Origin of the sequence: Ruegeria arenilitoris, from assembly GCF_013035315.1 — a bacterium.
In the GTDB taxonomy this organism is placed as follows: Bacteria; Pseudomonadota; Alphaproteobacteria; order Rhodobacterales; family Rhodobacteraceae; genus Ruegeria; species Ruegeria arenilitoris_D.
Genome location: NZ_WQHP01000004.1, coordinates 291,080 through 308,981, shown reverse-complemented (window position 1 = coordinate 308,981; position 17,902 = coordinate 291,080). Strand labels below are relative to the sequence as shown.

At 58.4% G+C, this 17,902-nt stretch carries 20 protein-coding genes; 10 read left to right on the top strand and 10 right to left on the bottom strand.

Annotated elements, in window-relative coordinates; all coding sequences use genetic code 11:
- Positions 1-20: 20 nt before the first annotated feature.
- From GOV53_RS11295 to trxB, 4 genes are all read right to left on the bottom strand, one after another.
- Complete coding sequence (locus GOV53_RS11295; protein WP_170466703.1) at positions 21-1,739, bottom strand: bifunctional sulfate adenylyltransferase/adenylylsulfate kinase; 1,719 nt, start codon at positions 1,737-1,739, stop codon at positions 21-23.
- Between the two features lie 206 nt (positions 1,740-1,945).
- On the bottom strand, positions 1,946-3,616 hold the full coding sequence (locus tag GOV53_RS11290; protein ID WP_170466700.1) for an adenylate/guanylate cyclase domain-containing protein: 1,671 nt from the start codon (positions 3,614-3,616) through the stop codon (positions 1,946-1,948).
- A gap of 51 nt (positions 3,617-3,667) precedes the next feature.
- Entirely contained in the window at positions 3,668-4,144 is a 477-nt protein-coding gene (locus GOV53_RS11285; RefSeq protein WP_170466697.1) for an RES family NAD+ phosphorylase, read from the bottom strand.
- Positions 4,145-4,148: 4 nt separating this feature from the next.
- Positions 4,149-5,090 carry a thioredoxin-disulfide reductase gene (gene trxB / locus GOV53_RS11280; RefSeq protein WP_170466693.1) on the bottom strand — a complete coding sequence of 314 codons (942 nt, stop codon included), beginning with the start codon at positions 5,088-5,090 and terminating at the stop codon, positions 4,149-4,151.
- Positions 5,091-5,317: 227 nt separating this feature from the next.
- On the opposite strand from trxB, the gene GOV53_RS11275 reads away from it, so the two are divergent.
- The gene (locus GOV53_RS11275; protein ID WP_170423073.1) at positions 5,318-5,818 is read left to right on the top strand and encodes an Lrp/AsnC family transcriptional regulator; all 501 of its coding nucleotides are present in this window, start codon (positions 5,318-5,320) and stop codon (positions 5,816-5,818) included.
- A 116-nt stretch (positions 5,819-5,934) separates the two neighbouring features.
- Here the strand turns inward: GOV53_RS11275 and GOV53_RS11270 are convergent, their stop codons facing one another.
- Complete coding sequence (locus GOV53_RS11270; RefSeq protein ID WP_170466691.1) at positions 5,935-6,717, bottom strand: Hint domain-containing protein; 783 nt, start codon at positions 6,715-6,717, stop codon at positions 5,935-5,937.
- Here GOV53_RS11270 and GOV53_RS11265 point away from each other — a divergent pair.
- The gene (locus GOV53_RS11265; protein WP_170465965.1) at positions 6,636-7,238 is read left to right on the top strand and encodes a hypothetical protein; all 603 of its coding nucleotides are present in this window, start codon (positions 6,636-6,638) and stop codon (positions 7,236-7,238) included. The genes GOV53_RS11270 and GOV53_RS11265 overlap by 82 nt on opposite strands.
- A 186-nt stretch (positions 7,239-7,424) precedes the next feature.
- Here the strand turns inward: GOV53_RS11265 and pgeF are convergent, their stop codons facing one another.
- The 3 genes from pgeF to lgt are packed head-to-tail and all read right to left on the bottom strand — an operon-like array spanning position 7,425 to position 10,131.
- Complete coding sequence (gene pgeF, locus GOV53_RS11260) at positions 7,425-8,183, bottom strand: peptidoglycan editing factor PgeF (RefSeq protein ID WP_170466688.1); 759 nt, start codon at positions 8,181-8,183, stop codon at positions 7,425-7,427.
- Positions 8,180-9,247, bottom strand: coding sequence for a class I SAM-dependent methyltransferase (locus GOV53_RS11255; protein ID WP_170466685.1), 1,068 nt, complete (start codon positions 9,245-9,247; stop codon positions 8,180-8,182). Before GOV53_RS11255 ends, pgeF begins: the two co-directional genes overlap by 4 nt.
- On the bottom strand, positions 9,244-10,131 hold the full coding sequence (gene lgt / locus GOV53_RS11250) for a prolipoprotein diacylglyceryl transferase (RefSeq protein WP_170466682.1): 888 nt from the start codon (positions 10,129-10,131) through the stop codon (positions 9,244-9,246). The genes GOV53_RS11255 and lgt overlap by 4 nt, the downstream gene beginning before the upstream one ends.
- A gap of 97 nt (positions 10,132-10,228) precedes the next feature.
- Between lgt and GOV53_RS11245 the strand changes: the two genes are divergently transcribed.
- The 5 genes from GOV53_RS11245 to GOV53_RS11225 all read left to right on the top strand — a co-directional run bounded on the left by GOV53_RS11245 (position 10,229) and on the right by GOV53_RS11225 (position 13,423).
- Positions 10,229-10,477 carry an accessory factor UbiK family protein gene (locus tag GOV53_RS11245; RefSeq protein ID WP_050604795.1) on the top strand — a complete coding sequence of 83 codons (249 nt, stop codon included), beginning with the start codon at positions 10,229-10,231 and terminating at the stop codon, positions 10,475-10,477.
- A 312-nt stretch (positions 10,478-10,789) separates the two neighbouring features.
- On the top strand, positions 10,790-11,290 hold the full coding sequence (locus GOV53_RS11240) for a YbjN domain-containing protein (protein ID WP_170423063.1): 501 nt from the start codon (positions 10,790-10,792) through the stop codon (positions 11,288-11,290).
- Between the two features lie 36 nt (positions 11,291-11,326).
- Positions 11,327-12,142 carry a pyrroline-5-carboxylate reductase gene (gene proC, locus GOV53_RS11235; protein ID WP_170466679.1) on the top strand — a complete coding sequence of 272 codons (816 nt, stop codon included), beginning with the start codon at positions 11,327-11,329 and terminating at the stop codon, positions 12,140-12,142.
- Entirely contained in the window at positions 12,135-12,473 is a 339-nt protein-coding gene (locus GOV53_RS11230; RefSeq protein WP_170466676.1) for a tRNA-binding protein, read from the top strand. The genes proC and GOV53_RS11230 overlap by 8 nt, the downstream gene beginning before the upstream one ends.
- A complete protein-coding gene (locus GOV53_RS11225) occupies positions 12,473-13,423 on the top strand; it encodes a 2-hydroxyacid dehydrogenase (RefSeq protein ID WP_170466673.1) in 951 nt (316 codons plus the stop codon). The genes GOV53_RS11230 and GOV53_RS11225 overlap by 1 nt, the downstream gene beginning before the upstream one ends.
- On the opposite strand, the gene GOV53_RS11220 is transcribed toward GOV53_RS11225, so the two are convergent.
- Positions 13,420-13,998, bottom strand: a complete 579-nt coding sequence (locus GOV53_RS11220) for a thymidine kinase (RefSeq protein ID WP_170423055.1) — start codon at positions 13,996-13,998, stop codon at positions 13,420-13,422. The two genes, GOV53_RS11225 and GOV53_RS11220, sit on opposite strands and share 4 nt — an antisense overlap.
- 354 nt (positions 13,999-14,352) lie before the next feature.
- Here GOV53_RS11220 and GOV53_RS11215 point away from each other — a divergent pair, with 354 nt between their 5' ends.
- Complete coding sequence (locus GOV53_RS11215; RefSeq protein ID WP_170466670.1) at positions 14,353-14,814, top strand: hypothetical protein; 462 nt, start codon at positions 14,353-14,355, stop codon at positions 14,812-14,814.
- A gap of 291 nt (positions 14,815-15,105) precedes the next feature.
- On the opposite strand, the gene GOV53_RS11210 is transcribed toward GOV53_RS11215, so the two are convergent.
- A complete protein-coding gene (locus tag GOV53_RS11210; protein ID WP_170466667.1) occupies positions 15,106-16,230 on the bottom strand; it encodes a beta-ketoacyl-ACP synthase III in 1,125 nt (374 codons plus the stop codon).
- Positions 16,231-16,397: 167 nt separating this feature from the next.
- Here GOV53_RS11210 and GOV53_RS11205 point away from each other — a divergent pair, with 167 nt between their 5' ends.
- Together GOV53_RS11205 and GOV53_RS11200 are read left to right on the top strand one after the other, a co-directional pair.
- A complete protein-coding gene (locus GOV53_RS11205; protein WP_170423049.1) occupies positions 16,398-16,865 on the top strand; it encodes a MarR family winged helix-turn-helix transcriptional regulator in 468 nt (155 codons plus the stop codon).
- Positions 16,862-17,899 carry an efflux RND transporter periplasmic adaptor subunit gene (locus GOV53_RS11200; protein WP_170466664.1) on the top strand — a complete coding sequence of 346 codons (1,038 nt, stop codon included), beginning with the start codon at positions 16,862-16,864 and terminating at the stop codon, positions 17,897-17,899. The genes GOV53_RS11205 and GOV53_RS11200 overlap by 4 nt, the downstream gene beginning before the upstream one ends.
- Positions 17,900-17,902: the final 3 nt, after the last annotated feature.

Sequence of the window (17,902 nt, the reverse complement as noted above, 5' to 3'; positions counted from 1 at the left end):
TGTGTTGATTTTTGTGTCGCTTAGGACGCGGCAATCAGCCCCATGCTTTCCAGTTTCAGCAGTACCTGATGGGCGCAGTTGTCGACCTCAACATTTTCGGTCTCAACGCTCAGTTCGGGGCTTTCGGGCACGTCATACGGGTCCGAGATGCCGGTGAACTCTTTGATCTTCCCTTCGCGGGCCAGCTTGTACAGACCCTTGCGGTCCCGGCGCTCGCATTCCTCGAGGCTGGTGGCCACGTGGACCTCGCAGAAGGCACCGAACTGTTCGATCTCTTCCCGGACCGCGCGGCGCGTGGTGGCATAGGGCGCGATCGGCGCGCAAATGGCGATGCCGCCGTTCTTGGTGATCTCGCTGGCCACGTAACCGATGCGGCGGATGTTGAGGTCGCGGTGTTCTTTGGAAAAGCCCAGTTCCGAGGACAGGTTCTTTCGCACAATGTCACCATCCAGCAGGGTAACCGGCCGGTCGCCCATCTCCATCAGCTTAACCATCAGCGCGTTAGCGATGGTGGATTTTCCGGATCCCGAGAAGCCTGTGAAGAACACGGTGAAACCCTGACGCGAGCGCGGCGGGAAGCGGTTGCGCAGCTCTTGCACGACTTCGGGGAACGAGAACCATTCGGGGATTTCCAGACCTTCGCGCAGACGGCGGCGAAGTTCGGTGCCCGAAATGTTCAGAATGGTGACGTTGTCCTTGTCGAGGATTTCGTCATTCGGCTCATACTGGGCGCGTTCCTGGACGTAGACCATGTGTTTGAAATCGACCATCTCGATGCCGATCTCGTCCTGGTATTTGCGGAACAGGTCTTGGGCGTCATAGGGACCGTAGAAATCTTCGCCCTGGCTGTTCTTGCCGGGACCTGCATGGTCGCGGCCCACGATGAAATGGGTGCAGCCGTGATTGGCGCGGATCAGGCCGTGCCAGACCGCCTCGCGCGGGCCAGCCATACGCATCGCCAGGTTCAGCAGGCTCATCGAGGTAGTCGAGGCCGGATACTTGTCCAGCACGGCCTCATAGCAGCGAACGCGCGTGAAATGGTCCACGTCGCCCGGTTTGGTCATGCCCACGACCGGGTGGATCAACAGGTTGGCCTGCGCTTCTTTGGCGGCGCGGAAGGTCAGTTCCTGGTGCGCGCGGTGCAGCGGGTTGCGGGTCTGAAATGCCACGATACGACGCCAGCCGACTTTGCGGAAATAGGCGCGCAGTTCGTTCGGAGTGTCGCGACGGGCGCGGAAGTCATAGTGGACGGGCTGCTGAATGCCGACCACGGGTCCACCCAGATACACTTTGCCCGCAACGTTATGCAGGTAGTTTACGGCAGGGTGCGCGTCGTCATCTGCGCCAAACACCTTTTCGGCCTCGCGCGCCTTGTCCGGGGTCCAGCGGTCAGTCACCGTCATGGTGCCCAAAATGACGCCTTCCTGATCGCGCAGGGCGATGTCCTGACCCAACTCGATCTTCTCGGCAAACGCTTCGTCTACGTCCAGCGTGATCGGCATGGGCCACAATGTGCCATCGGCCAGCCGCATGTTTTCAACAACGTTGTCGTAGTCTGCCTGGCTGAGGAAGCCTTTGAGCGGGTTGAACCCGCCATTCATCAGCAATTCCAGATCGCAGATCTGACGCGGGCTGAGGTCCCAGCTGGTCAGATCGGCGGCTTCTACTTTCAACTTCTGGGCTGACTCGTACGAGACATACAGTTCGGGGATAGGAGCCAGATTGCTTAACATCGTCATGGGAATACTCTTGTAGAAGTGCCGTTTTGCCTTGGATTAATGGGCGTTTGCCCCGGCTATTTATTAAAGTCCATATACCTGAGCGCAACAAAGGACGATATGCGCGGTTTTTTCATGAAATGGAAGGATATTCCGGTTTGCATAATTTTGCGCGAAACCGGTTCCCCGGATGGGCAACAATTTGGCAGGTTTCAGGGCTTGTGTTCTTATGCGGCGACACTGACGGTCAGGTCTGCGGCACTTTGGACGGGCAAGGCGGGAATCGGGTGCGTTACGCCGCGCAGATCAAAGGACCGCATTTGCCGCATGTCGCCATCGTATCCCGCGGCCCGCAGCAGGTCTTCTGACACCAGAAGCTCGCAGCCCAACGATTTGGTTTCGGCCTCAAGTCTGCTGGCCACGTTGACAGTATCACCGATGATCGTTCGGGCGGCGTGGCCCGCGGCCCCGATCTCGCCCAGTACCAGATCACCTAGATGCAGGCCCATTCCAATGCGAATGCGCGGACTTCCTTCGGATTCCAACTGTTGATTGAACCGTTGCAGCGCAAGGCTGATATCTGCGGCGGCCTTCATCCCGGCTCTGGCCGAGCTCTGGGCATCAGTGGTTTCAAACACGGCCAAAAGCCCGTCACCCATGTATTTGTCGACCACACCGCCCTCGGCCGTGATCGCAGGCACGATGGCATCAAAAAAGCGGTTCAGTAGGAACACGATGTCATAAGGCAGTTGACCAGCGGTGAGCGAGGTGAAGCCACGCATGTCTAGGAACAGCACCGCCAGTTGCCGTTCCTGACCTTGGCTTGCATGCGCCCGGTTCCGCGCGCCGTCGGGGCGAAATATGCGAAACGCGGTGATTGGGGCGGTCGGGCGAATCTGGCAGGCCAACCGCGCCCCGTCTGGGGCGCTGACCGCAGCAAGGCTACGGGCCTCGACCTCGCCAGGTTCCGGCAGATCGTTGGCACCGTCTTCGACGATCACGCGGCAAGTGGTGCAGCGACCTTTGCCGCCGCACAACGCGGTGTGGGGGATGCCGTTGGCCTGCGAAATCTCAAGCAGGGTCATACCCTTTTCGGCCACGACCTCGGGGCCTTCGACATACTTGACGCGCACGGAGTGACGGCGGCGCCAAAGCTTGCGGATGGCAAACACTGCCAAAGAGGCACCCAATGCCACCCAAAACGCCATTAACGCGTTGTCCTTGACGCTGAACAAAGCCTGGAACTCTTCCGGTGAAGGCCAGTTATAGTGCTCGACATACTGTTCGCGTAGAAACGGATCAGCAAAATCCGCCCACAGACGCCGCCCTTCGGTCAGCAAACCTGCCAGCGCGAAGGTTGGGACAAACACCGCCACGCCAATCAAATAGGGCACAGCCCTGGACCACCAGCGCGTCAATCGCAGCCACATGTGCAGGCCGATACAGCCATGTACCCAGACCAGCAACAGTAGCAAGCTTTGCATCCAGACAGCCACGCTGGGCCACATCAGGATGATGATATAGCCCATCTCGTCGTTCACATCGTAAACTGTGTTCGCATAGCGCGTCTGAACGATGTGCGAGATCAGCTGCAGCGGGATCAGCAGGCCCAGTATCACCTGCAGCCCGGTGCTGAACGGCATGCGTAGAGTGCGCAACTGGCTGATGGTGTACAGCGCCAGCCCTGCATGGATAAACAGAGCGGTATATAAGATCAGACTGCCCAGATCGTGACGCGTGATAACGTGCCGGGCGTCCTGCATGTCGTGCAAGTAATCGGTGTGGAACAGGCCCATCCCGATATTGATGAAGTGAAAGAACGCAAAGGCGAACAGAACCAGGCCGCTGCCGATCCGCAGCCGGGTTGCCCACCCGCCTTGCCACAAAACACTTTTCAATCAGGTCACCTGCATTCGTCTCGCTCGGCCCCGAGTCTGATACGCGGCGGCTTAGCGGTCAAGCGGTGGTTGCGGATACATCGGCACCCAAGGGATGGCCCGCACATCCACATGAATTAGGGCGGGGGAGGAGCTGAACAGGACGATGTGGCTCAGGTCCGGGCGCGAGCGCGAACTGTAAAGCAACCCGTCCGCGCCCGCATCGCGCGCGCTGTCCGAGTAAGACCATGTTGGCGAGCTGCCCTGTTCGTCGCGGATGTCCTGCCAGACGCTTGAGGCATCGCTCTGCCCTCGAAGGTCCACCAGCCGCGCCTTCGTCACTTGCGCTTGCTGTAGAACGCGAGGCGGATCGCCGGCCAAGACATACCTCCGGATGGCAACACCGGCACCTTCCGCGCTGAGCGAAGCGTAAAGCGCCGTCTGCCCCCTGTAATGAAAACGCCCCTCTGGCGCCCGCGCAGGGGCCAGAGGGGCGTCAATCTGCGACAGATACAGAATTCTCCAGACCGGGCCGGAGAATTCCAGCATCCGATTATTCCTGCTCGGCCAGGAACCGCTCTGCGTCCAGCGCGGCCATGCAGCCCATTCCAGCGCTGGTCACAGCCTGGCGATAGATGTGGTCCGTCAGGTCGCCTGCGGCAAACACACCTGGTACCGATGTCTCGGTCGAGCCGGGCTTGGTCACAACGTAGCCACCCATATGCGTTTCCAGCGAGTCTATAACGAGCTCGTTGGCCGGGGCGTGGCCGATCGCTACAAAAACGCCTTTGCACGGAATCTCGGTGATTTCGCCAGTCTTGACGTTTTTGACGCTCACACCTTCGACGCCAAGCGGAGCATCAGTGCCAACGACCTCTTCCAGTTCATGGAACCAGAGAGGTTCGATTTTCTCGTGCTTCAGCAAACGGTCCTGCAGGATCTTTTCGGCGCGCAGTTCATCACGGCGATGGATCAGGGTAACCTTGCTGGCGAAATTCGTTAGGAACAGAGCTTCTTCCACAGCGGTGTTGCCGCCGCCGATGACCACGATTTCCTGCCCGCGATAGAAAAACCCGTCGCAGGTGGCGCAGGCCGATACGCCAAAGCCCTTGAACTTCTCTTCCGAAGGTAGGCCCAACCACTTGGCGCGCGCGCCCGTAGCCAGAATGACGGCATCTGCCGTATAGGTCGTACCGCTATCGCCTTTCGCGGTGAAAGGGCGCTTGCTGACGTCCAGATCGTTGATGATGTCTCCGATTACCTCACAGCCCATCGCTTTGGCATGATCCTGCATGCGCACCATCAGGTCCGGACCCTGAACCTCGGTATCGCCGGGCCAGTTTTCGACCTCAGTCGTTGTGGTCAGCTGGCCACCCGGTTCAATGCCTTGTACCAGAATAGGATCCAGCATCGCGCGGCTGGCATAGACGCCGGCCGTGTAACCGGCCGGTCCCGACCCGATGATCAGAACCTTGGTGTGTCGTGTTTCGGCCATGGTACCCCCAACTCGATCTGCCTGACTGGGGCGTCTGGCCCCTGACGGATGGATATAGCGACCGGCGCGCAGGGCTTAAACCCCCTACCTTTTGACATGCGGCTATGCACTGGCCGCAGGGTGCCCAAAAAAAGAACATTGAAAATATGGAATATTGCGCTGATGCGAAAGATAATTGCGCATCGGTTGGGTGCTGCTATAACAACCGAAAATACTAGGAGCATTTGATGGTCGCGATACGGCTGGATGAGATTGACCGCAAGATTCTGGCGGAATTGCAGGCTGATGGTCGCATGACCAATGTCGAGCTGGCAAAGCGTGTTGGAATCTCCGCGCCGCCTTGCTTGCGACGCGTCCGAACGCTTGAGGAATCCGGGCTGATCCGCGGTTACCATGCCGACGTGAACTCACGCGAGCTGGGGTTCGAAGTTCAGGTCTTTGCGATGGTTGGTTTGGAAAGTCAGGCCGAATCCGAACTGAACGCGTTCGAGGAACGCTGCCGTGAATGGCCGCTTGTCCGCGAGTGTCACATGCTGAACGGCGAGGTGGATTTCATCCTGAAATGCGTCGCCCCGGATCTAAGCAGTTTCCAGCAGTTCCTGACGGGCGAGTTGCTGACTACGCCCAACGTGGCCAGTGTGAAAACCTCGCTGGTTATCCGCGGCGCAAAAGACGAACCCGGCGTCCCCTTCGATGTTCTCGAAGAACGAATGAGCCGGACGGCGTGAACATCATCCGTTTTTGATGCGGTTTAGACGGCGGCAGGAAGGCTGCGACCGTCAGTGATAGTATCCAACTCAAAATCAGCTGCATAATGCCCCCACATTGCAGTTGTTATGGTTTGTTAGGCCGTGATCGCATCAACCTCACCGTCTCCGGCGCGTGGCAGGGCCAGCGGGCCGAAATCGTTCAGTGATTCGATATGCGCAAACAGGTTCAGGTAGATCGACCGGAGTGACCGGCTGACCTGGCGCACGGCATTCACACCGGGATGGTAGGATTCGAACTGCAGTCCGTCCACTTTGATCACCGAATGACGCTTCAAACAGATGTGAAACAACTCAATCGGCGTTGGCGGAAGCGTTTCGATCACGCTCATGCCATCCTGGAACTCGTGAACGGGTGTCAGTACAGCGCCGTCCCCGTGCAGGTGCCGCAGATGCGAAGGCGTTCCCAGCAGGCGTGCTGCTGGCCCTGCAATCACACCGGATAGTGGCTTTTGCATACCAAAAGTGTCAGCCATGATCCGCGTCAGCGGACGCGTTCGGCCGCGTGAATCTTCGCGTCCGGGAATCAGGGTGACTGACCCTTTCCATAAAACGGTCTGCGAGGAGCCGTCTTGCGTCAGAACCGTGTCACCTGGCAGCAGGTCTTCGATCGCCAGTGGCCCGGATTCGGTCTCGACCAGCGATCCTCGCGTGAAGGCGCAGAAGGCGTCTTCGAACATGGACAAGGCCGGAGCGATATGGCGGGTTTGCGAAATATCACCATTCGGCATCAGAGTACTGACTTCATAGCGTCGCAACTGCGCCTTAGGTCTTGGTTTTGCCCTGGGCATTTCGCGCAGCATTGCCGACGTTTCGACGGCATTTCTGGCAGCGCGTGCCAGGGAATGTGGAATTGTCATTTTTATTCCGTCCCCTTCAAAAACCGACCAGACAACAAGCGCCCTCCGTACAGAGCAGCCTGACCGGCATCTTTTTTGTCTTGAATGAGATGGTGACCACAGGACGTACGCCGATCCGGCGTCGCAACGCGATTGAAATTCGCATACCTTTTGGTCAACACGCTGACCCCCCAGACAAACTCACTACAACGCAGGTGGAAATTTCCTACGCACACACGCCCCGGAACCTGACCGCCGAAAATTGCAGCGGTTGGTCACATATCGGATCGGAGCACCCTTCCGATATGCGTCTTACCCGTTGGAACCGGCAGCTGGTTCCTTGGGGCTTTGGTCAGCGTCGGCTAGCCAAACGGCGCGCGACCCTGACCGAAGAACTGGAAACCCGTTTCCACGGCATTTCCGGTGCCTGTTCCCGCGTGGCCGCAACAACGGCGCTGAGAAAGCGAGATTTAACCTTCATGTTTTTTCCTGCTCTTATTCCATTGTTGGGCCAGTATTTCGGGCCAATGCGGCACCGATAAGGCTGATCCGGGAAAGAATCAGGAAGACGAAGGTCGGCAGTTCCTCTTCTTTGAAATTGTCTAACGCTGCTGGAAAGTGGGCGTATAAGCACCTGAGCGCAGACAATAAAAGTTAAATTGTCTGACCTAAGGTAATACAACAAATGTGGCAAAAAAGCGGCGAAACTGCCACAATTGGGGCGTGGGCTATAATTTAATGGCGGAAATCAGGCGGCCGTAGTCCGCTTCTTTCGCATGGGTCGACCGGCGGTACGAATAGAATCTGTCCGGGTCCGAATAGGTGCAGTGGCGCGTCCATTCGGCCTGCCCAACGCCTGCCTGGCGCAATTTGTGCAGGCCAAAAGCGGGCAGATCGAATTGCAACCTGTCGCCGGTGCCGTTTGCAAAGAACCTTAGATTGTCGGGCGATTCCGCGACAAACGCGTCCAGAAAGTCCGGCCCAACCTCGTAGGCGCTTTGGGAAATCGTCGGGCCGATTACAGCGATAGTGCTGCCGCGTTTCGCTCCCAAGGATTCCATTGCGTCCAGGGTCGCTTCCAGAACGCCGTCCAATGCACCTCGCCAACCGGCATGCGCAGCTCCGATCACATTTGCGTCAGGGTCGGCGAAAAGGACCGGTTGGCAGTCCGCCGTCAGAATCGTCAGTGCCAAACCGGGCGTTGCCGTGACGACGGCATCGGCCTTGGGCTTGTCTCCGTTAATCGGGCCATCCACCGTCAGAACAGTCGGAGAATGCACCTGATGCACGCCAACGAGGGCGTCAGGCTCGACTTCCATCGCGGCGGCGACGCGCTGGCGGTTGACCGAGACAGCCTCCGTCTGGTCGGACGAGCCGTAGCCGCAATTAAGGCCTGCGAAGATCCCCGACGATGCGCCGCCTCGACGACTGAAGAATCCGTGGCGGACAGGCGAAAGGATGTCCGAGGTCAGAATTTCCAATGTCATGGTTCCAGTCCCGGTGGAGGTGCAGCATATGAGGGGTAGAGGCCCAGCGTCTTGAACAGGTTTCCCATTTCGTCGGGGTGCGTCAACCTGCGATGTGCGGCAACAAGGGACTCAAGCTCAGACCCGCCGAGTGGCGCGGCCAGCGCTTGCGCGCGCGCGGTGATTCCCAGCCGTTCGAGGAACACTCCCTGGGGCGTCAGGCGCGTATGGGCACACCCGGCTGCGCGTGCTGCAAGGGCGAGGGGTTCAAAATCCACCTGCGCGGTCAGGTCCGACTGTCCCGGAGCCGCCAATGGGTCCACCCGGTCATGGGACTGCAATGCTTGAAATGTATCTCCAAGCGAATGCCAATCTCCGTAGTCTACGATCAACGCCGCGCCGCCATGGGTGGCTATGCGACCTGCGACAACGGTTAGAATCGGAATGGCCGCTGCGCAGAGTTCGACCAGATCGCCGTCTTTCGTGTCTTGCAGCCGGTCTGACAGGGCCACCTGCGGGCCATGTGGGCCCAACCCGAACGCCAGCGATTCGCCTTCGACTCCGATCAGCCGTTCGCGCCAACCGTCCCCGTCGCGCAGAAATTGGCGAATGGGCAAGGCGTCAAAAAATTCGTTCGCAACCAGAAACAGCGGGGCGTCGGGTAGGTCGGATACCGAGTCGATCCATTTCGGATCGTATTCGCCCAAAGTTTGGGACTGAGTGCGGCGCAGAGTAGGTGAGGCTTCAAGCAGAACGATTTGAGCCGCAGCGAGAAAGCCAGGCACAGTGCGGGTTGCGCGCAGGATGTCGACCATCAAGGTCCCGCGCCCGGGGCCAAACTCAGCCAGAGCGAACTGTTCTGGTTTTCCCTGATCCATCCAGGTTTGCGCCAGACACAACCCGATCAGCTCTCCGAACATCTGAGAGATTTCCGGCGCGGTCACGAAATCCCCCTGCGCACCTAACGGGTCGCGGGTGGAGTAATACCCGAACTCGGGGTGCATCAGGCATTCCGTCATGTATTCCGCAACGCTGAGCGGTCCGTTCAGCGCGATTTGCGCCAACAGGTGGTCCTTCAAGCTCATGAGGGGCGTCGCGCGCGCCACGCGAACCACAGGCCAAGGGCGATCATCGGCAGGGAAAGAAGTTGCCCTATCGTCAGCCCGTATCCGCCCAACTGCCACGCCAGCCCCAGCGGGTTACCCGGAGAGATAAATTGAGCATCCGGTTGGCGGAAAAACTCGACAATGAAACGCGAAGCGCCGTAGCCGGCAAGAAAAACGCCCATGATCAGGCCGGGTTTGTGAAAAGCCCCACGCCGATAGGCCATCCACAGTACCAGAGCACCCAGCAGCAACCCTTCCAGCGCGGCTTCGTATAGCTGTGAGGGGTGGCGGGCGCACATGCCTGCAACAACGCCGGGACAGTCCTGCGCCGCGGCACCCGGAAAGATCACCGCCCAAGGTACCTCGGAAGGGCGTCCCCAAAGTTCGGCATTGGTGAAATTCGCCAACCGTCCCAGTAAAAGGCCTGGCGGGACCGCATGTGCGATAAGATCGGCCAGGGACAACATGGGTATTTGGTGGCGTCGGGCGTAAAGGTAGGAGGCCACCACAACGCCAAGCAGGCCGCCGTGGAAAGCCATGCCGCCTTGCCAAATCTTAAGTATTTCCAGCGGGTGCGACAGGTAATAGGCGGGCTGATAAAACAGCACGAACCCAAGACGCCCACCAAGGATTACGCCGAGGATGATCCAGGTGATCAGGTCCTCCAACTGTTGTGGCTTCATTGGTGGGGTTTCTGCGGGCCACAGGGCAGGGCGCTTCAGCGCCATCACGCCCAACCGCCACGCGATCAGAATCCCTGCGATATAAGCCAGCGCGTACCAGCGCAATGCGAACTCCATCCCGAACAAAGAGATCGAGAAAACTTCGGGAGACAAATCGGGGAAATTCAAAACAGCCTGCATATGCGTCTCATTGCCCGGGGTTGGCAGGGCAAGTCAACCTTGAGCCCGGGCCAATCTTTACCCATATAGAGACCAGCCGAGATACCGGAGTAAAGCCATGCAGACCCGCAATAAGATTCTTGATGACGTTTCCCAACTGATGACTAACGCCATGGGCGTCGCGCAGGGCGCGCGGGAAGAGGCCGAGAACGCGATGAAGTCGATGATCGACCGCTGGTTGGCCGACCGCGATTTCGTCACCCGCGAAGAGTTCGACGCCGTGCGTGCCATGGCCCAGAAAGCGCGTGAAGAAAACGCAGCACTCGAGGCGCGCATCGCCGCGTTGGAAGCCAAACTGGACAAGTAAGTCCACCGCTCACGATTTTTGGGACAAGTCAGGCGCCGCGCAATCCAGTCTTGGGTTGTGCGGTGTTGTGCATTCTGACGCCTCGCTGAATTTAATCAAGACAAAGCTGGGGGCGACGCCAATATTTTGATCGCCGTTGCCGACTGTCCACAACTTATTGCTGTTATCCCCAATAAATAGGGTTGCCAGAACCTCATGCGCGGCGCACCATATCTAGTACAGGCAGACTGGGGAAGCCCGGCTTGTAGAGCAAGCAACTAGCGTTGGGGCGCTGCCAGCCCCTAAAAGGCTAGAGATTAGTGAGGTGGCATTATGGCCCTTTCCGAGCAGTTTCTCGAAGAAGACCTTCATCCAATCGACATTGTTGAACATCTTGCCGAACATCACGACTGGGATTTTGACCGGATCGGGGATGATCAGATCGCCATGGCTGTCGAGGGGCAGTGGCGAACCTACTCGATTACGCTGGCCTGGTCCAACTATGATGAAACGCTGCGCATGGTGTGTTCCTTTGAAATGGATCCGCCGTCCGAGCGTCAGAGCGAGCTTTATGAGCTGCTCAACAAGATGAACGACCAGTGCTGGGCCGGGGCCTTTACCTACTGGGCCAACCAGAAACTGATGGTCTACCGTTACGGTCTGGTTCTGGCCGGCGGCCAGACGGCCAGCCCGGAACAGATCGATACGATGATCAATGCCGCAGTCCTCAGCGCCGAGCGCTACTATCCGGCGATCCAATTGGTCACCTGGGGCAACCGTGACCCGGAAGAGGCCATGCAGGTCGCCATTGCAGAGGCCTATGGCCGCGCGTAAAGCTTTGCCCCGAACCGAATAAGGAGAGGGGCAATCATGGATATGTCACGTGTCGCCGAGCAGGGGCTGGTACTTCTGGGATGCGGCAAGATGGGATCGGCCATGCTCGCCGGATGGTTAGAGCATGGCCTTCCTGCGTCAGCCGTCTGGGTTGTGGATCCGCACCCCTCAGACTGGCTGAAAGCGCAGGGTGTCAACATCAACACTCCGTTGCCCGAAGCCCCGGCTGTTGTGTTGGTGGCTGTAAAGCCTCAGATGATGGGCGAAGCGCTGCCTGCAATCACAGCGCTAGGCGGGGGCCGCAGCCTGTTCGTGTCCGTTGCGGCCGGGACATCCATAGCGACATTCGAGACCGTTTTGGGTCAAGGCACGCCAATCGTGCGTGCCATGCCAAACACCCCTGCTGCAATCCGCCAGGGAATCACGGCGCTGATCGGTAACTCGGTTGCTTCTGATGACGATGTTGCTTTGGCCGAGGGTCTTTTGTCCGCCATCGGCGAAACCGTTCGCCTTGATGACGAGGGGCAGATGGACGCGGTGACCGGTCTCAGCGGTTCGGGGCCTGCTTACGTCTTCCATTTGATCGAAACGCTGGCTGCAGCAGGGCAAGCACAGGGTTTGCCGCATGATCTTGCGATGAAGCTGGCCAAATCCACAGTAGCCGGGGCAGGGGCCTTGGCCATGGCGGCCGAAGAGGACCCGTCGCAACTGCGCATCAACGTCACGTCGCCCAACGGTACCACGCAAGCCGCGCTTGAAGTGCTGATGCACGAGCAAGAGGGTTTCCCCGGCCTGCTGCACCGCGCGGTCAGGGCTGCTACCGAACGATCCAAGGAGCTGTCCCGTGAGTGAGATTTCATTCGACGATTTTATGAAAGTCGACATTCGCGTCGGCAAAGTCTTACGTGCGGAACCATACCCCGAGGCCCGCAAACCAGCGATCAAGATGTGGATCGACTTTGGCGACGAAATTGGCGAACGCAAAACCTCGGCCCAGATCACAGCGCATTACGACCCTTCGGCGTTAGTCGGTAAGCAGGTGATGGCCGTCGTCAACTTCCCGCCGCGCCAGATCGGGCGCTTCATGTCCGAGGTTCTGGTTCTGGGCCTGCCGGATGAGAACGGTGAGATCGTTTTGATCGGACCGGATGATCAGGTTCCCGTAGGCGGGCGGATGCACTGATGAAACTGCTGATCGCCCGCCCCATGACCGCTGCCGTTGAAGAGCGTGCCCGCGCCGCCTTCGATGTAGAGATCCGCAGCAGCACCTTGCCCATGTCGCCTGACGAAATGCGCCGAGCGCTGTCCGAGTTCGATGTGGTCGTTCCCACCCTAGGCGATCAGTTTTCGGCTGAGATTTTTGCCGAGGTGCCAGAGCCGCGTTGCAAATTGCTGGCCAATTTCGGCGTGGGCTACAACCATATCGACGTCGCTGCTGCGCAGGCGGCCGGAGTGCAAGTCACCAACACACCTGGTGCCGTGACAGATGCCACTGCTGACATCGCGCTGACCCTGTTGCTGATGACTGCCCGCCGCGCGGGAGAGGGCGAAAGGCTGGTCCGTTCAGGCAAATGGCAGGGCTGGCATCCGACGCAAATGCTGGGGCACCATGTGACCGGAAAACGTGTCGGGATTGTAGGGATGGGCAGGATTGGTCAGGCCATCGCCTGGCGCTGTCATTTCGGCTTCGGCATGGACGTGGCCTATCAATCCCGCAGTCCGAAAGAGGTAGAGTTTCCAGCCGAGAACATCCTGAACCTTGAAGAGCTGGCCGCAGCGGTCGATTTCCTGGTGCTCGCAGTTCCGGGCGGTGCCGAGACGCACCACCTGATTAATGCGCAAGTGTTGGAGGCGATGAAACCGTCGGGCATCCTGATCAACATCGCCCGTGGCGAGGTGGTGGACGAGGCGGCCCTCATCGCCGCATTGCAATCCGGTCAGATTGCAGGGGCGGGGCTGGATGTTTACGAGTTCGAGCCCACCGTTCCGCAGGCCCTTTGTGATATGGAGAACGTTACGTTGCTGCCTCATCTCGGTACGGCAACCGAAGAGGTGCGTACAGATATGGGCAATATGGCGCTGGATAACGTTGCGGCCTTTGCCGAAGGTCGACTGTTACCTAACCCGGTTTAATCGCCGACGGCTTCACGCCAGTGTTTGCGGCAAAGCGAGACATAGGTCTCGTTGCCGCCGATCTGTACCTGTGCGCCTTCGGTGATGGCGTTGCCGTTTTCGTCCTGTCGGATCACCATCGTGGCCTTGCGCCCGCATTTGCAGATAGTGCGCACCTCGCGCATCTCATCCGCCAGCGCCAACAAGGCGGCTGAGCCTGGAAACAGGCGACCCTGAAAATCTACGCGAAGCCCATAAGCCAGCACAGGCACGCGCAAATCATCCACTGCGCGGGCCAGTTGCCAGACTTGGTCCTCGGTCAGAAACTGCGCTTCATCGATAAAGACGCAGGCAATCTCGCCTTGGGCAAGGCGTTGTTCAATCATCGAAAACACGTCATCGCCAACGGCGAATGTGTCGGCTTCAGCCGATATTCCAATACGTGAAGCGATCTTGCCAATCCCGGCCCGTCCGTCCAGGGCTGCAGTCATCAGGTAGGTGTCCATACCGCGCTCGCGATAATTGTGCGAGGCCTGCAGCAACACGGTCGATTTCCCCGCGTTCATCGTCGAATAGTTGAAATAGAGCTTTGCCATGGGCCGGGTCTAAAACGCCTTAACCCTGCGGGCAAGTGGTCAAAAGTCCTGATTAAGCGACGTCGCCGCTATCGCTGACGAGGGTCGAGCGTAAGCCCATTGGGGATGGATACCCCCGCCTCAACAACGACGACGCCGTCGGCCAACATGCGGCCTACCCAAAGCAGGGCTAAAAATGCCCCGCAAACACTCGTTACCGGCATGAAAAGCCGCCACTCACTCACAAAACCCCCGCATATCTGAGGGATAGCCAACATATGACATTTCAATTATGAATCGAGTATGGGAAATTTCTTCTCCCTTTCCCCCGCACGGGCAGATGTTGTGGGGGCTACAGGCAGTAAAGGTAAAAGTATGGCAGATATCGGGGCCTACCTGAAAAAACACACTGAAGCGCTGGTCAAAGACGTGGGAATCGAATCCGCCTGCGAGATTACCAGCAAATCCAAAGCCACTTTGGGCCGTTACTACTCCGACAATATCGAACACGCTGACCGGTTCATGCCGGTGGACGCCGTTGCGCGGCTCGAGGCGGTTGCGACCTTCCCGCACGTCACCTCGGCGCTTGCTGACCTGAAGAACATCACCCTGTCCTACGATGGCCGCAATGACGACAGCCCCCGTACTGGTGGTGTGAACTCAGACGTCATCGCGCTGAGCCAGCGGTTTGCGATGTTGATGACCGAATATCAGTCGGCGATCGAGGACGGCATCATCACCGTGAACGAAGCCAAGCGCCTTTTGAAGGAAACCAGCCTGCTGCAACAGGTCCTGCTGGATATGAAGCTGCACCTGGAAGAAGAAAGCGTGAGCTGAAATCTCCAAGTGGTTGGGCGCGGATCCCGCGAGCTCATGACAACGAAAAAGCCAGTACCTTATTCAGGTACTTTTGGTTGGTGATGCAAGAACACGTCTTGCCAATTTGCTTGAACCCATGCGCGCCGGATGTGGCGCGGATGTGCGAAATCTAGACCTCAATCGAAACTGTAGGTATGTTTGCTGCGTCAAAATCCGCAGATTTGTGCGATTTTGTAGCGGTTAAGTGGGCGCATTCTTCTCACAGACCGCGTCGAACTTTGCCCTGTAATCGCTGGTCGAGGCGCACGCTCAACCGTGCCGCTTTACAATAACTGAACCCACCGAATAGCCTGCACCGAAGGAACAAATCAGGCCGACATCGCCGTCCACAAGGTCATCCGAATACTTGGAGAACGCGATGATCGACCCGGCCGAAGATGTGTTGGCATAGTCCTGCAGGATGTTGGGCTGCTCGCCCGCTTCTGGTTCGCGGCCAAGAACCTTTTTGCCGATGAAGTCGTTCATCGTCTTGTTGGCTTGGTGCAGCCACAGGCGTTTCAGGTCATCGCTGTTCACACCTTCCGTATCCATGTGATCCGAGATGTGCTTGCTGACCATCGGCAACACTTCTTTGAAAACTTTGCGACCGTTTTGCATGAACTGCATGTCGCGGCGGTCGACCACGCCGTCCGGGCGTGAGCGGCGCAGGAAGCCGTTGTTGTTACGGATGTTGTTCGAAAACTCGGTGGCGCAGCGGGTCGACAGGATTTCGAAATGCGGGCCCTGCGCGTCCTCGATCCGTTCGATCAGCGTAGCCGTTGCGACGTCGCCAAAGATGAAATGGCAATCGCGGTCGCGCCATTCCAAGTGGCCCGAGCAGATCTCGGGGTTCACGACCAGCGCCGACCGAACCGAGCCAGACCGCACCATGTCAGCCGCGGCCTGAATGCCGAACGTGGCCGAGGAACAGGCGACGTTCATGTCAAAGCCAAACCCTTTGATTCCAAGGGCTTGCTGAATTTCAATCGCAATCGCGGGGTAGGCGCGTTCGTGGTTTGAGGCGGCGCAGATCACCAGATCCACGTCCTCGGCCGTCCGCCCGGCTTGGGCCAAAGCCTTTTTGCACGCATCCACGGCCATCTCGGTCATGATGCCCGGCTCGTCATCGCTGCGCTGACGCAGAAGCGGATGCATCACATCGGGGTTCAGCACGCCGTCTTTGTCCATCACATACCGGTTCTTGATGCCGGATGCCTTGACGATGAATTCTTCTGACGAATGCTGCATCGGCTCTATGTCACCCGCCGCAATCGCGTCTGCGTTTTGGGCATTCATCTTGTCGGCATAAGCGTTGAACGCGGTGACAAGCTCGGCGTTGGTGATGACGTTTTCGGGGGTGAAAACACCGGAGCCGGTGATCGCGGGCGTGTACATGATAAGACCTGAATGTTTCGGATTTGCCCAAAATGCAGTCATAGCAGGGCCAGATCAAGAGAGGTGACCCAAGGGAATGTAAAAGATTCCGACCAATTCAACTTCAGTTCTTGAATAGTTCATTTTTCGAAGTATATGCCACTGCGAAATCGCAAACGGATTCGCCGATGACATATGACGACAGCGCGCTGGTGCGGCGCCTCAGCCCCGAAATGCAGGCGATGATGGGCGTCTATGCGCTCTACTGGAAGCTGGAAGAAAGCTTTGCCGCCCTTGAGGTCGAGCTGAGCCACCAGGAATGCCACATGGTCATCAAGCTTGATGAGCCTAAACGGATGGGTGTTCTTGCAGCAGACATGCTGACGGTGCCGTCGACCATCACATCAACAGCCGACGCGTTGGAAGAGGCCGGGTATCTAGCCCGTCAGCGCGATCCTGCAGACCGCCGGGCATGGTTGCTGGTACTGACCGACAAGGGTCAGGAGATGCGGCAAATGCTGGTCTTGGAAGCCGGAGCATTGTTCCACCGTGCCGCCGGCCTTGACGCTGATGAAACCGCTGAATTCGCACGACTGGCCCGGAAAATCCGGGAAAACATAATGAAAACAGGAATTCCTGAGGGATTGAAGAAATGAAACTCTTCTCTGTTCTGAGCGTTGCTCTGACCGTTTTTGCCACCGCTGTCACGGCTCAAGATACGGCAAAACCCGTGAAACTGATGCTGGTCGAGGAAACCTCGCCAGGCTTTTCACGGCAATTCTTTGGGCGTGTTGCCGCGCGCCAGACCGTAGACCTGGCCTTTCAGGTGTCGGGCCAGATTGTCGAAATGCCTGTTACCGAAGGCTTTGTGATCCCCAAGGGCGAACTGATCGCACAGTTGGACCAAGAGCCGTTCCAACGCCGTTATGATCGTGCCGTGCTGCAAAAGGATCAGGCGGACCGCACCGTTGCGCGTTTGTCCCGCTTGCGCGGAACAACTGCCAGCCAGGTCGCTGTGGATGACGCTGAGACCGAGGCGCAGTTGGCGGACATTGCCGTGCGCGACGCGGAATATGATCTGGAGCATGCAACGCTATCGGCACCGTTCGATGCGCTGGTCTCGCGCCGGATGGTCGAGTCGTTCACGACCGTAACCTCGGGCGCGCCAATCGTACGCATCCACGATATGTCCGAACTGCGGATCGAGGTGGATGTACCCGAAATCCTGTTTCAGCGCTCGGGGCAGCAAGATGACATCACGATCACCGCGAAATTCCCGGTCAGCGACGAGGTCTTTCCTCTGCAGATTCGCGAGTTCGATGCGGAGTCGTCCAGCGTCGGCCAGACATTCCGCATCCAATTCGGGCTTACCCCGCCTGAGGGTCTGCAAATTCTGCCGGGTTCATCCGTGACCGTGAACGTTCAGGTCCAGGATGGTCGGACAGGAATTGTGGTGCCCGCAACTGCCATCGTCGCTGATGCGTCGGGTGAGCTGAGCGTGATGGTCTTTTCACCGGTTGGTGCCGATGAGGGCACCGTTCGCCGCGTTCCGGTGACCGTCGAGCCCACACAAACCGGCGAGGTTCGTGTTTTGACCGGCCTGAAAGATGGCGATGAGGTCGTCGTCGCAGGCGGCGGTGCGCTGACGGACGGTCAGGCGGTTCGCCGCTTTGCCGGCTTTGCGAACTGAAGG

Coding starts and splice junctions, on each gene's coding strand:
- GOV53_RS11295 (WP_170466703.1), bottom strand. CDS start 1,739: ATGACGATGTTAAGCAATCTGGCTCCTATCCCCGAACTGTATGTCTCG.
- GOV53_RS11285 (WP_170466697.1), bottom strand. CDS start 4,144: ATGCTGGAATTCTCCGGCCCGGTCTGGAGAATTCTGTATCTGTCGCAG.
- trxB (WP_170466693.1), bottom strand. CDS start 5,090: ATGGCCGAAACACGACACACCAAGGTTCTGATCATCGGGTCGGGACCG.
- GOV53_RS11275 (WP_170423073.1), top strand. CDS start 5,318: ATGGTCGCGATACGGCTGGATGAGATTGACCGCAAGATTCTGGCGGAA.
- GOV53_RS11270 (WP_170466691.1), bottom strand. CDS start 6,717: ATGACAATTCCACATTCCCTGGCACGCGCTGCCAGAAATGCCGTCGAA.
- pgeF (WP_170466688.1), bottom strand. CDS start 8,183: ATGACATTGGAAATTCTGACCTCGGACATCCTTTCGCCTGTCCGCCAC.
- GOV53_RS11255 (WP_170466685.1), bottom strand. CDS start 9,247: ATGAGCTTGAAGGACCACCTGTTGGCGCAAATCGCGCTGAACGGACCG.
- lgt (WP_170466682.1), bottom strand. CDS start 10,131: ATGCAGGCTGTTTTGAATTTCCCCGATTTGTCTCCCGAAGTTTTCTCG.
- GOV53_RS11245 (WP_050604795.1), top strand. CDS start 10,229: ATGCAGACCCGCAATAAGATTCTTGATGACGTTTCCCAACTGATGACT.
- GOV53_RS11240 (WP_170423063.1), top strand. CDS start 10,790: ATGGCCCTTTCCGAGCAGTTTCTCGAAGAAGACCTTCATCCAATCGAC.
- proC (WP_170466679.1), top strand. CDS start 11,327: ATGGATATGTCACGTGTCGCCGAGCAGGGGCTGGTACTTCTGGGATGC.
- GOV53_RS11225 (WP_170466673.1), top strand. CDS start 12,473: ATGAAACTGCTGATCGCCCGCCCCATGACCGCTGCCGTTGAAGAGCGT.
- GOV53_RS11220 (WP_170423055.1), bottom strand. CDS start 13,998: ATGGCAAAGCTCTATTTCAACTATTCGACGATGAACGCGGGGAAATCG.
- GOV53_RS11215 (WP_170466670.1), top strand. CDS start 14,353: ATGGCAGATATCGGGGCCTACCTGAAAAAACACACTGAAGCGCTGGTC.
- GOV53_RS11210 (WP_170466667.1), bottom strand. CDS start 16,230: ATGTACACGCCCGCGATCACCGGCTCCGGTGTTTTCACCCCCGAAAAC.
- GOV53_RS11205 (WP_170423049.1), top strand. CDS start 16,398: ATGACATATGACGACAGCGCGCTGGTGCGGCGCCTCAGCCCCGAAATG.
- GOV53_RS11200 (WP_170466664.1), top strand. CDS start 16,862: ATGAAACTCTTCTCTGTTCTGAGCGTTGCTCTGACCGTTTTTGCCACC.